The sequence below is a fragment of the Bacteroides caecigallinarum genome (assembly GCF_016901995.1).
In the GTDB taxonomy this organism is placed as follows: domain Bacteria; phylum Bacteroidota; class Bacteroidia; order Bacteroidales; family Bacteroidaceae; genus Phocaeicola; species Phocaeicola cellulolyticus.
The window spans coordinates 1-13,230 of record NZ_JACJLE010000073.1; the positions used below are offsets into that span (position 1 = coordinate 1).

Consider the following 13,230-nt stretch of genomic DNA (forward strand, 5'->3'; position numbering starts at 1 on the left):
GGTTCCATATAATTACCTTCTCCCCATTCATTCCAAGATTTTAGAAAAATAATTTGTCTATCTTTTGTCTTTTTATTTACAATAGAAAATACTTGTTGTATATGTTTTGAAAATAGTTGAGGAGTCGAATTTAATAATACATAACCTGCACGTCCACTTCTTGGTGTATGATCCCAGTTAGGAATTAATGTAGGAAAAACATTATTATAACTATCTATTTCCGAAATAAAATAGGGATATGTATGGGCGTATTTATGAACTTGCGGAACCCTTAATATGTATGAATTAAGGAATTTATCAATACACCTTCTAATAAAAGGTTTTCGAGTCCTTGCTACATCTAAACCTACAGAAGTAATGGCATTGAAACCTTTTCCTAACACTTGCTTTACCATTTCTGGATTTAATTCCTTACTTTTATAAGCAACAAAGAATAAACCTTCAAGACCATTTTTTATTGCAAGTTCGTTCCAATATTCAATAAAATCTGATATTTGAGAAAACTCATCTTCTTTATATATCATAAAGAGTGGTTTTCCATCTATTTTTATATATCGTTTATCTTTAAATGCTGGCAATAAATGATAAAAGTGTTTTTCCCATTCCTCTTTATCTCCATAATTTTGTCCTATTAAAAGTTTCTTTTCTATAGTGCCATCAATATTCCAGAACTTAGAATGCCAAGACTCATTTGCCCAACACAAACAAAAAGGAAAATCCGGTTTACCTGTCCTTAGTACTTCTTCGAAAGGTAATTCTAGTTCTTGTTTGCCATTACCAAACCAATAGTGATAATAACAGAAACCATATATTCCAGCCTCTTTTGCAAGCTCGACCTGAGCTTCCCTAACTTCGGGAAGTCTCAAGTCATAATATCCTAAATCTGCTGGAACATGTGGTTGATTATGTCCTTTAAATAATGGTTTAGCTTTACCAACATTTGTCCATTCTGTGAATCCTTTCCCCCACCATTTATCATTATCTGGAGTTGGATGAAATTGAGGTAAATAAAAAGCTATTATACGAGGATCAAAATTTTTCATATTTTAAATATAATAATATGTATTTATAAATTTAATAAGCCATTAAAGAGTAATAATAGAAATGTTCTCAAACAAAATTATTTGCAGGAATTATATGATAAATATCTATTAATAAATCAACTTTCAAGAACATATCTTATTTTTTGTATTTGAAAGTTTTTTATTGATCAATTATTTTTAAAATCTTAGCTGGCACACCTCCAACAACTGCGCCTGGTGGTACATCGTGCGTTACTACAGCATTACTCCCTATAATTGCACCATCGCCAATAGTTACTCCTGCTAAAATAGCAACTCTATCACCTATCCAAACATTATTTCCAATTCGTACAGCTCCTTTTGATGTAAGTTTTCTATATATAGGTGGTATAGATAACTGATCTAAACTTGACTCACCATGTGCGTTATCGGATATTATAACATATTGTCCAGTTAAAAGATTATCCCCGATTATTATTTCATTAATGGCGGTTATATGGAAAGCTCTACCAAAGTGACAATCACGACCTATAATTACACGAGGATTATAAGTAAACTCATAATACTTATCCCATGCAGTCAATTCAGCTTTAGAAGCGAAATATGTACCTTTCCCAACGCTAAAATATCTTATGCCTAACAATTTTACAGGATTACGTACATATCCATTCCAATTTGGATAACGTGCATGTAATATCATATTATATAACTTATAGTAAATGCGTAAAGGCAAATGAACTATCCATAAAATTAAGTATTTAAAAAAATTATCGGATGGTTCAAAAAGGCTGTCTATAAGATTCATTTTAGATTATAAATTAGTTTTTTGTTTTTATATTTTCAAAAGACCACAATTTTATAAGATAAAATGTGGTTTTATATAATTCAAGTAAAGTAACCTTTCAATTTTAGGATGCCGCCTTTTAAATGGATGCCAACAGACGCCCGTCTAAAAAAGAGTCCACAAATTTAACGATTATTATTTGCATATTGTCATGGGAAGCAGGTTTTCGTAATCCGTTCTTCCCTTTTTTAATTCTCTGAGCAGCTTGCAGAAGTAATCCCTGAAGGAGACTCCTGCCTGTTTGCAGGTTTCTATAAAGGTATTATAGATTGCGGAGTTCTGTATTCCTTTCACGCTTCCGAAGAACAGACTGTTCTTTCGTTGGACAGTGATTGGTCTTATCGCTCTTTCAGCCGCCATATTGTCTATGGAGTATTCACCGTCATTTCTGTAGGCGAAAATCTGATTCCAGAAGGTCTTCAGATAGTTAAGGGCCTTACTCATAAGTTCGCTTCTGCTCTCTTCAGGATTTGCCAGCAGATCATAAAGCTCCGTCCTTAACTTCTCGATGATTTCCGTCGTTTCCTTACCGTTCCTTCTGCTGTAAATCTCGTCCGCAGTAAGTTTTTCCCGACGGTAAGTCTCTTCCATGCCGTATAGCTTTGCTATCAGCTCAAGGAAGATTCTTGCCTGCAGACTTCCTTGATCGTAGGCGTACTTGAACTTGGCTCTTGCATGAGCCAGACAGCAGAGATGCTCTATATCCATAAGTTCATTGTCTAGATACATATATACGTTGTAACCGTCACTCTGCAGTGATTTGATTTTTGCATCACCAAGAAACTCCTTCAACACGTTTCTGTTCCTGCCTCCATGTTTCTGTACACCTTCATCGTCCGTTGTGTCCTCATAAAAGAAGATGACTATACGGGCTTTCCGGTTTACCAGACACCACATATACGTCTTACGTTTCTTATTGCAAGCGTGATAACGAAGCCATGTCTCGTCCACATTCACATTGGCACTTTCCTGAAGGGCAATCTTTTTGAGGGCAGGTATCAGCTTATTGAGCTGTATCGCACCCTTGTCTGCCCAGTTCAGCAGGTTCTGAACAGAAGTGTTCCAGTCCATATCCGACAGACGGTTCTTTGCCTCCCTGTATGCAGGCGTTGACATCTGGTAGCGGTTGAACATAAGATACGAGAGCATGCTTGCCGTAATGCTTGTACCCGGTACTATCTCGTCATAAAGACTTGCCTGTACGTCATCCTTCATAGGAAGGAACATGCTTTCAATCCTGCCGTCGGCATGTTTTACCTTGAGAACTTCAAAGTGATGTTCCTCAATGTGGCTCACGATATTTCTTATTTTACGGTAGCTTGATGATATCACTACAGAACCCTTAGGGAGCATTGTATAATCGGACTTGTGTATTATCGGAGTGCCTACACATTCCTTGTTGTATCTCATTCCTTTTCTATACGGTCTTTCCGCTTTCATTTCATCAAGCTGCTTGCTCTTGTTCTGATTCTCTTCAAACAGGAACAGGGCGAACCTCTTTATCTGCTCATTATCCATACCTTCAAGGGGCGTATGCTCCTTTTCAGGTCTGTCCATCATCTCTTGAAGATGCTTCTGTCTGAGTATGTGTTCTATAAGTTCCTCTGTTTCCATGTTCTCTAAATTTTATGTAAAGATACTCATTTTCAGTGAGATACGCAAATATTTAGAGAGCTTTTATTGCTGATATTCAGAGTTTTATCATTAAATTCTTATGCTCGTTATTACTGGAGTTTCAAGTATCGTGACCAGGTCTTTCCAGTCTATTTTATATACTGTCACATCGTTCTTGCGCTCTATTTTCATGAACTTATAGCCCTTACTGAAAGACTTCTCATGAAGGTAGTAGGCATTGCGCTCATAGTGTATCATACGAACCTTGCGCTGGTCTTTAGACATGAACATGTAAACATCACCATTCAATGGATCACGGTGGTATCGACCTCGGATTATCTCGCATATACGCTGAGCCTTGCATCTCATATCGTGAAGTTCAGGAAGATAATAGAAGTTATGCAGTCCGTTAATACTTAGCATAAGCCCTCCAGTTTCTCTACCAGTGTTTTCAGCCCCTGATAGTCTAAGCCTTTCTTCTGTATGCACAAGCCTTCACGGGTTCTTATCGTCACCATGATGCTTCCTTTATGGGGAGTTGTACGTTTGGGCTTGTCTTTAGAACATCCTGTTGTTCTTCATTACCAGCCTGAATCAACTCTTCAGGAATTCCTTCCACTTCTACAGGTACAACCTTCTTCTGTGTCTTCTTGAACCAGTCATAGAATGCAGTGTATGGAATATTGTTGCTAATGCAGAATGAGTTGATGGAAACCCCTTTGGGCTCACCCTCGGTTTTGTATAGGAACCACAGTCTTTCAAAGTCTTTTTCGCTAAACATAATCTTTCAAGTTTTAAGTTTAGCACGAAGGTATGGGAAAGAGCCATGCTAGTCAATACGCCAATTTTGGAAGTTTACAAATAAAATGAAGATTTAAACAATACGTTATTACCAATTTGGGGCTATATCAAAGCTATACCAAGTACTACGTATAAGTGTAATGAAACCATTATACATACCTGATATTTTTTTGGAATAAAAAAATTTGACAATTAATAAAATCCATTTAGCCAATTTCCTTAGTACAACTTTCATAATTATATTTTATATATTTTTACAAATTAAGTTATGATTGAATTGCTGAAAGCATAAGCTGGCCGGAAGCTTTTCTCGAACATTCCTTTCTTGAAAAGTCAATACAGTGGGTACGTAATTTCTGATATTCCTCACTGTCCATTCTGAGAATCTTTAAAACTCCGGCTGCCAGATCTGCAGAATCGCGCAGCTCGGCACAATAACCTGTTCCCCGTCCAAGAACAAGTTCTAAAGCCGACCCCATTTTAAAAGAGACAACAGGAGTGCCACATGCCAGCGATTGAGATACCATGGAAGGACCTGCATCATTTACAGATGAGCAGACGAATAAAGTCGATATTGAATAAAAAGCCGGTAAGTCACTTATAGGAATATACCCCAGATCCTTATGATTGAACTTCAGTCGCGGTATAATCTTATCTCCATTATTACCTATAAACATAAGCATCGTCTCTTTGCGTTCTTCATCAGTCATTTGTTCGTACACCATGTCCAGAGTATCCAACAAGTAAGACATTCCTTTTCTCTCGTCCGATAAAGACTGACATCCGAAAGAGATTATCTTTTTTTTCTCTTCAGGAATCTGGAATTTCTTATATGTCACCTCTTTTTCAATAGGTTTGAAAACTTTGTGGTCGATACTGTTTTTGGAAAGGAAGAATTTGCAATCCTTCAATAAATATGATTTCTTGAAGAAGTATTCCACCATATAGTGATTGGCTATTATAGCCGGTTTAACTTTTTCGTACACCTTTTTTCTGTACATGACGTTCCAATGAGTAAAATCATTCGGATCTGTCGAATCGAAAGCCGGACAGCAGCCACATCCGGTCATGAAGCGTTTACATTCATTCGTAAAATGGCATCCGCCAGACATAGGCGAATAATCAGCACAGACGAAAACGAACTTACATTTTAATTTGTCATAAAGCATTTCTACAGTCTTAAACGAAAGTAGATTCTGCCAGAAATATATTATAACCGCATCATAATCTTTATCTACCTGTTTCAAAACCTGTTCCGTAGATACAGGTGGAATCGATTCTTTGTGATAAAAGAAATAATATCCATCCTTAGGCTTCTTCCAGAATTTACGGCGCAGATTGAATGCTATAGCATTAAAACGTGATTTCTTTTTATAGATATATTTTGCTTTGGGAAACTTCGGCTCTTCATATAACGTAAGTACATCAACGTTACAACCTTCGTCACACAAAGTGTTGTATATATTCATCGCAATGGCTCCCGGTCCTGTAGTTAATGAAGCCGATGATATTAATAAAATATCAGTCTGATTATTATTTCTCATAAAAGTCACATTTCTGCTTATAGATTACTGTCCTATACCAAATTTTTTCTTTATCAGTGATGGTATCATTATCTTTATCTTCTTAGGTAAAAACAGATATGAAACTGTAATCACACTCAATACACTGGTCGCTCCTACAAGGATAAACCCTGCTATAGTGTTTACATCTACCATCAGGAATAAAATGAAAGGTAATATGAAGGATGATACGAATATAGTAAAAGTCTTTTTAAAGCAATTTGTAAAATCAGTGATGTTATAATTAACCTCACGTATAAGCAAATATGGTTTCACGATAAGGCCGAATATCATGGCTACCAGAATATAGCTGTATTGCACGAACATAACATCCTGGCCTGTTTTCAGCAATATATAAGCTATTACAAATTGTCCTCCGCAAATACACAGGGCAGCAATTGAATTTCCCTTTAATTTTCCGGCAGCGGTAAGTGGAGTATAAAATCCTCCACTGAACACACCGAACATGGCCGAAGCTATGATACATCTTGAAAAGGCTACAGCATATTCAGGCACTTCTTTCAGCCACAAATGCATGATAGGTTCTATTAACAAGAAAATAGGAATTCCAAACAACAGGTATAATTCATAGATGTAGATTGACGATTCTATTGTCAGTTTTTTTGACTCCTCATAATCTTTGGTTGCATACAGTTTTATAATCTGTGGATTAATGGCTGAACGGAAATTGTTGGTAAACTGTGTGATGCCATTCGACAGCTGCGTCGCTATAGACTGTGCTGCAATTACCATAGGCTGGAAAAACATACCAAACAGCATTATCAGTCCCTGTACCCTGAATGTCTCAGCTATATGGGCAATGATGTTCCATCCTGAGAAACTCAACAGATTTTTCAAAGTCGAAAAGTTTATTTCCCATGAAATATGCGACTCTTTCCAGTGCTTGTAACAATATGAACGGTAAATCATGGCTACAGACATCTGTGAGACAAACATCAATATAGCATAAAATACTAGCTTGTCTATAGGGGAAATCGTTATCAGATATGCTATTGTTAGTTTTAATATGACCTCCAGCAGACTGATATATGCGAAAGCCTTCATCTGTTCATGTGCCATTATCAGTGAGGTATATGGCACCTGAGTAAAAGTCACAAGTACGGTTGCCACGGAGATATGGAACACATACAATGTCGGATCCAGTCGCTCTACAGGTATGATAGCTTTGTTGTAAACATACCACAACCCTACTGTCTCCATAATCAATATTACCAACACTCCCAAAACCAAGTGAGCTATCAGAGTGGTGTTGAAAGTCTGTTTCAGCCGTTTGAAATCACCTATGCCAATATCAAATGTAAGAAAACGTGAAGTGGCTGTCGATAAAGTACCATTAAGGAATGTCAACATACCTACTATACCGCCTACCAGGTTGTATAGACCATAATCATCCACACCCAATACATCAAGAACGACTCTTGATGTATAGAGCGAGACAAACATGATAATCAGCATTCTTACATAAAGAAATCCTGTATTTTTAGCTATTCGTTTTGAATCTATCATTATCCAGCGGCATTCCGTTAATTAAAGAACTCAACAATAAGCTTTATAATCATCTTAACCTCTTCGTCCTTTAATTCGTAGTACATAGGCAGTCTGACAAGACAATCAGCAAATCTGTCGCATGAAGGCAAATCAGGAATATAGTCACTGTGATTCCTGTTGTAGTCGCTCAAATGCAGACTCAGATAATGGAATACCGCACAAACACCATTCTCTTTCAGATGTTTGATAAGTGCAGTACGCTCTTCCAGTGAGCGGCATATTATATAGAACATGTGTGCATTGTTTGTAGCATATTCAGGGATATATGGAAGATGAATCATGCCTTTTTCCTTCAATTCAGACAGACCGTAGTGATATTGCTGCCAGATTTCCTTTCTGCGGTTCTGTATCATGTCCAGATTTTCCAGCTGAGCGTACAGGAATGCTGATATCGTTTCAGAAGGAAGGAATGAAGAACCTGTATCCACCCAGCCATATTTGTTTACTTCACCACGAAAGAACTCAGAACGGTTTGTTCCTTTTTCCCAGATGATTTCCGAACGGCGGATGAAACGTTCGTCATTGATAGCCAGCAAGCCTCCCTCACCAGAAATTACATTCTTTGTTTCATGGAATGAGAATGCTGCCAGATGTCCTATGCTTCCCAGAGGTCTGCCTTTATAGAACGAATCGATAGACTGAGCTGCGTCTTCCACAACCAGCAGATTATATTTTTCGGCTATTGCCATAATCTTGTCCATATCGCAAGCCACACCTGCATAATGAACTGGCACTATAACCTTTGTTTTCTCTGTAATCAATGATTCCAGTTTGTCGGCGTCAATATTAGGGTTGTTACTGTAACTGTCAGCAAATACAATCTTGGCTCCCTGACGTACAAAAGCCAATGCTGATGAAACGAAAGTGTATGATGGGACAATAACCTCATCACCGGGCTTTACATCACAAAGTATGGCAGCCATTTCCAGCGCGTCTGTACACGAAGTGGTCATGAGGGCTTTTTTAAAGCCATATCTGTCTTCAAAATATTTCTGGCATAATTTAGTAAACTTGCCGTTACCTGAAAGTTTACCTGTATATACAGCCTCATACATGTAATGTGCTTCTTTTCCTGTCAAAAATGGTTTGTTAAATGGTATCATAATCTTTATTTTTTAGATTGATTTTTATATTCGAAATATTTGTCCATTAATTCGTGAAGAACATTCTTGTTACCTTGTTCATGATTCTGTATCAAAAGTGGTTCGCCTACATCGTTAGCTTCCAACATTACCCAACCGGACTGACTGTATGCCCAGTCCCAGGATATCACAGTGGCTCCGTCTAATACTTGTGCGGCTTTTTTTACACAAGTCTGCAATTCGTCCCATTCGGGTATATTGAATCCCAACAAATCAATCTTAGTATCAGGGTGATATATATATTTATTTCCTAAATAATCTTTTCCGTATGAGTCAACAAAACCATAAGAATGATTTATATGGCAGAAAATTCCACCCGAACCGGCGTTGTCAACTATAGATTTTCCAACTCCCATACGTAATGCCGCACCATATATTGTAATCTGATTTCCAATTTTAAATGTCGCTACTCTTACTGTATTGATACTTTCTTGATGCAATACAGACATCTGCGGAGCCTGTTCGATAATCTCCTCCACGATAAATGGCCCGTTGGATACAGCCTTTGACAAAAAAGAAACAGGATCTTCATTGAAATCCCTAAATATCTTTATACCACGGCCACACACACCTCTCAACGGCTTAAAAATAAATGATTTGTGCTTTTTCAGGAAATCCTGAAACTCATTCTGATTAGCGGGCGTTATTACGGCTACAACATCTCTTTTGTAGAATGGCTTGAAATGCTTATATGTTTCTACCTTATTGTCAAACAGTTCTCTTACATTAGGGTCATTGACCTGTTCACAATAACCGTATTGGATTCTCAAATTATTAATTAGAGACCTGCCTATATAATTCTTTTTATAGAATTCATATACGAAATATTCTATAAAGTTCACCCCATACCTGTGGAGGCTATAAATCATATCACGGCGCAGATACTCGTCGGACAATGGGGTATCTTCGGCTGTCTCAGGTAGGTTCGGACGTTGCTTTGCTATTTCATCATCAATGATTTTTTTTCCCTTTGAATAATACTGATGATCAAACAGTTGATAATAAAGTACATATAATTTTTTCCAGAACTCATTTCTGTCAGCTTTATATCCCAGCCAGTTTTCGAATGAATTATCCATCTTCCAGCGAGTAATGGTTTTTGCTACCAAATAATATTTTTCTTTCATAAATAGCTATACCTTAGATAAGACACTTTGTTTGTTCAACTCCAGTGAATACCTGCCTTCCCATCAATATTGACCGAGAAGGCCGATTGTATATCATGTATGTATCTGTTCAGTTCTGATAATGAATTTGCCTCTACAATGAAAGGTCCCTTTCTCATTCCCTTATGTTCGATGAACGGAACATTGTCTCCTATATGCAGGTTCTCTACATCGGCTTTCTTTACGTGTGGCATTGACTTTATCTTGTCAATTCCTTCAATAGAAGTGATGCGACCCTCATTAAGGTAGAAACAGATATATGCAGAAGCACGTTCTATTCTGTTTCCCAGCTTCTCAATGGCTTTTTCCTTTTGTCCTGTCATAGCCAGGAACAGTATCTCTGTCAGTTCCACACCCACTGAAAGCGGAATAAGGTCGGATGCGATATATACGCCCCCTCCTCTTAATGCAGATTCAACCACTACAAACTCGCCTGTTTCTTCGTTCACCAGATACTCTGAATGTACAGTACCGAATCCGGGTTTTAATATCGAAGTTATCAGCCTTTCGTTTGCTATGATACGCTTCTCTATTTCCGTGGATATGGAAGAAGGGAAAATAGTCTGTGAAGGGATAAACTTGCCTTCCAGATTAAAATAGTTTCTGTCGCCAAAAGCTACGGGATAATACACTCCATCGATAGCAAATCCTTCGCACACCACCTCGCGTCCTTTGAAGAACTCTTCAATAACCACCGAACCTTTTTTTGAGTATGCCATTGCGTCCAGTACTGCCTGTTTCAGATCTGTGTATGACTCAACCTTTGATATACCCCTGCTGCCTTGCGAGTCTGCAGGCTTTACTACAACAGGAAATCTCAGGCCCTCTGGCAGAGAGTCGGCGTTATGTATCTCCACTGCTTTTGGTGAAGGAATATTGTTTTTCTCGCAGAATGCCCTGAACTTACTCTTGTATGAATAAGTCTGTGCCACTTCCGGCTTGTTCCCCGGCACGCCTAACTTATCTGCAATATATGCTACAAGAGGAACAGCGAAATCCGACTGGTCTGATATCACATAATCTATACCCAGTTCTCTTCCTTTTTCCACCAGTGCATCCACGTGGTAAATATCTTCATTGATATGTGTATCGGCCAGTTCAATGCCAGGGTAAGGGCCGAAAGGAGACACGACATACGTATGCAGTCCTTCCTGCTTACATAAATTAATAAGTGGAACCTGACCTGCACCAGCTCCGATAATCATAACTTTCTTTTCCATTGTTTGTATGTTATATTAACTAATTGCCAACTTCAGTCTTATTCTTAAATATTACTTGTGCAAAATGGAATGTAATCAATTCATAATTAATTCGTGTAATGATTTCCATTTTATCCAGAGATAGATGTTTCATCATGTCATCTGGTGTATGATTATATTGTCCCTGATTGCTTTTTAACGGATTTTTCCATGTAAATATAGGAATATCAACTTCATCAAACGGAACAAAATCCTGACTGTAATTAACAATTTTGTTGTCAATTTCCAATTCAAGTTTTCTATGTCTTTCACTTATTTCTTTTATACAGGTAAACAGATAATCACTGGTCGTTTCTATACGATGAAGCATTTCTCCATTCCCAATCATATCAATATTCAAATAGAACAAAGGATTTTTTGTTAATGTAGATACAAAAAAGCGTGATCCGTTAAACGAAACTCCATTTTTTTGTGTTTCCTCTCCATCGAAAAAAACCAATTGATAATTATATATCTGATCTTCATTGTGTTCAGCTAACAAATCTGCTAGTAACAATAATGATGAAACTCCAGAGGCATTATCATTAGCGGCAGGATATCTATAAGATTCAACAGCACCGTCATAATGCGCACCAACAATTATAGTTTTATCCGATTTATTATCAATATTTACAATAATATTGTAATAATCTCGATTGCTACTGTCCTTTGCTTTTTGTACCGTTGGTCTATACGACATATTCTTTAATTCAGATATGATAAATTCTCTGGCAATTTTATTTCCTTTGGTACCTGATTTGCGCCCTTCACATTTGCTTGAACATAGAAACTCGAGCCAAAATTTCATTTTACTTTGCTCGACAGAGTATGTTTCACTATTTATTAATAAATAATCATCATTTCTTGATAGTACATTTTCTTCTTTCTCACACGAACAGAATAAAAAACAAAGGCATGACAAAAGCAAATAATAATTATATTTCTTTATCATAATCATTTCATCTACAGGCTATTTATAATAAAAAACGTTTGTCAGACTGATATATAAAATAGCCACTTCTGTCACCGCTACATTCTATATTTTTCAGAATCGGGTTAGTAATCTGTGCTTCAACAATCTCAGGATATTCTGAACTGTTGTCGATGTATTTCTTTATGTGTTCGGTTTCTTTACTCAGGAAATATACTCCGGAACACAGGTGTTGTGTTATAACGGGTTTTTCAAATTCTCCCATTGCAACCTTTATTACACCTTGAAGGAAATCATAACCTGTTGACAGACGGACCAATGTCGAACCGATAAAGTCACCTCCCATTCGTGCTCCGATTTCAATCACCCGTATATCACCATTGGCGGATATTTTCAGCTCTGAATGAGACGCGCCGAATTCAACGTGGAGCGCGTCCAGGGCATGAAGGACAATATTTTTGACTTTTTCCTGAATATCCTCAGGAAGTGTAGTCGGCTGATGATGTTCCAGCTCAACAAAATAAGGAGCCTCGGTTGTTACTTTGTCAGTTATTTGAAGTATGTAGTGAACTCCTTTGTATGATATCGATTCTACACTTATTTCGCGTCCTGAAATAAATTCCTCTATAATGGCGGCACCGCTAAATGACTCCTTCTGTGCACGTTCTACTGCTTCGTTCAGATAAGAAGGATTGTCTACCTTTTCCACTCCCCTGCTGCCTGAACGGTCTGTAGGTTTCACTATTATCGGATAGCTGAAACCTTCCACATTGTAAGATCCTTTACTGTCAGCTATCGTGAAACGTGGCGAAGGCACACCATTTTCGATGAAGCATTTACGCATCATGTACTTGTTTGTAGTGATTTGGGAATATTCGTCAGGATTGCTTATAAGTCCCATTCTTGATGCCACATAGTTCACTGTCAGTACTGCCACGTCACTTGCGATAGTAGTTATTCCATCAATTTTTATCCTCTGGCATTCTTCCAGTATCTGTTCTTTCTCAATTATAGAAATCGGATAAAAAAAGTCTGCATACTTTTCACATACAGCTCCATCTCGCCATGAAAAGCAATGAACCTCATATCCTAAATCCTTAGCTTTCAGTACTGCAGGCAGTTGCAGATAACTACCGCCTATAATTGCAATTTTTTTCATTATTATTTTTCACTTTCCTTAGATATACACTAATATTGTTAAATATGCTAAACGCATTTAGTCAGTATTCATTTTTTTCTTGGGCACGCTTCGCGGCTACCTCCCACATCCTTCGTTTCCGCTCAGATGTGCAAGATAGTCCGCATTTAGTTCAAAATCATCCACAAAAGTAAGTTTTATTC

11 protein-coding genes and 1 pseudogene are annotated in these 13,230 nt (G+C 37.5%); all 12 read right to left on the reverse strand.

The window, feature by feature from the left end:
• A partial coding sequence (locus tag H6A61_RS14165; RefSeq protein WP_204394507.1) for a glycosyltransferase WbsX family protein occupies window positions 1–1,043 on the reverse strand: 1,043 nt, incomplete at its 3' end.
• A gap of 160 nt (window positions 1,044–1,203) precedes the next feature.
• Window positions 1,204–1,827 carry an acyltransferase gene (locus H6A61_RS14170; protein ID WP_239469236.1) on the reverse strand — a complete coding sequence of 208 codons (624 nt, stop codon included), beginning with the start codon at window positions 1,825–1,827 and terminating at the stop codon, window positions 1,204–1,206.
• A gap of 174 nt (window positions 1,828–2,001) precedes the next feature.
• Complete coding sequence (gene tnpC / locus H6A61_RS14175) at window positions 2,002–3,480, reverse strand: IS66 family transposase (RefSeq protein ID WP_204394508.1); 1,479 nt, start codon at window positions 3,478–3,480, stop codon at window positions 2,002–2,004.
• 90 nt (window positions 3,481–3,570) lie between these two features.
• Complete coding sequence (tnpB, locus tag H6A61_RS14180; RefSeq protein WP_204394509.1) at window positions 3,571–3,903, reverse strand: IS66 family insertion sequence element accessory protein TnpB; 333 nt, start codon at window positions 3,901–3,903, stop codon at window positions 3,571–3,573.
• Window positions 3,897–4,261: pseudogene (locus tag H6A61_RS14185) on the reverse strand (hypothetical protein). The gene tnpB and the pseudogene H6A61_RS14185 overlap by 7 nt, the downstream one beginning before the upstream one ends.
• Window positions 4,262–4,547: 286 nt before the next feature.
• The gene (locus H6A61_RS14190) at window positions 4,548–5,825 is read right to left on the reverse strand and encodes a glycosyltransferase (protein WP_204394510.1); all 1,278 of its coding nucleotides are present in this window, start codon (window positions 5,823–5,825) and stop codon (window positions 4,548–4,550) included.
• 24 nt (window positions 5,826–5,849) lie between these two features.
• The gene (locus H6A61_RS14195) at window positions 5,850–7,370 is read right to left on the reverse strand and encodes a polysaccharide biosynthesis protein (protein ID WP_204394512.1); all 1,521 of its coding nucleotides are present in this window, start codon (window positions 7,368–7,370) and stop codon (window positions 5,850–5,852) included.
• Window positions 7,371–7,387: 17 nt separating this feature from the next.
• Complete coding sequence (rffA, locus tag H6A61_RS14200; RefSeq protein WP_204394514.1) at window positions 7,388–8,515, reverse strand: dTDP-4-amino-4,6-dideoxygalactose transaminase; 1,128 nt, start codon at window positions 8,513–8,515, stop codon at window positions 7,388–7,390.
• Window positions 8,516–8,520: 5 nt separating this feature from the next.
• A complete protein-coding gene (locus tag H6A61_RS14205; RefSeq protein ID WP_204394516.1) occupies window positions 8,521–9,681 on the reverse strand; it encodes a sugar-transfer associated ATP-grasp domain-containing protein in 1,161 nt (386 codons plus the stop codon).
• A 35-nt stretch (window positions 9,682–9,716) separates the two neighbouring features.
• The gene (locus H6A61_RS14210; RefSeq protein ID WP_204394517.1) at window positions 9,717–10,940 is read right to left on the reverse strand and encodes an ATP-grasp domain-containing protein; all 1,224 of its coding nucleotides are present in this window, start codon (window positions 10,938–10,940) and stop codon (window positions 9,717–9,719) included.
• A 19-nt stretch (window positions 10,941–10,959) separates the two neighbouring features.
• Window positions 10,960–11,910 carry a M28 family peptidase gene (locus H6A61_RS14215; protein WP_204394518.1) on the reverse strand — a complete coding sequence of 317 codons (951 nt, stop codon included), beginning with the start codon at window positions 11,908–11,910 and terminating at the stop codon, window positions 10,960–10,962.
• Window positions 11,911–11,932: 22 nt separating this feature from the next.
• On the reverse strand, window positions 11,933–13,048 hold the full coding sequence (locus tag H6A61_RS14220; protein ID WP_239469238.1) for an ATP-grasp domain-containing protein: 1,116 nt from the start codon (window positions 13,046–13,048) through the stop codon (window positions 11,933–11,935).
• Window positions 13,049–13,230 lie beyond the last annotated feature (182 nt).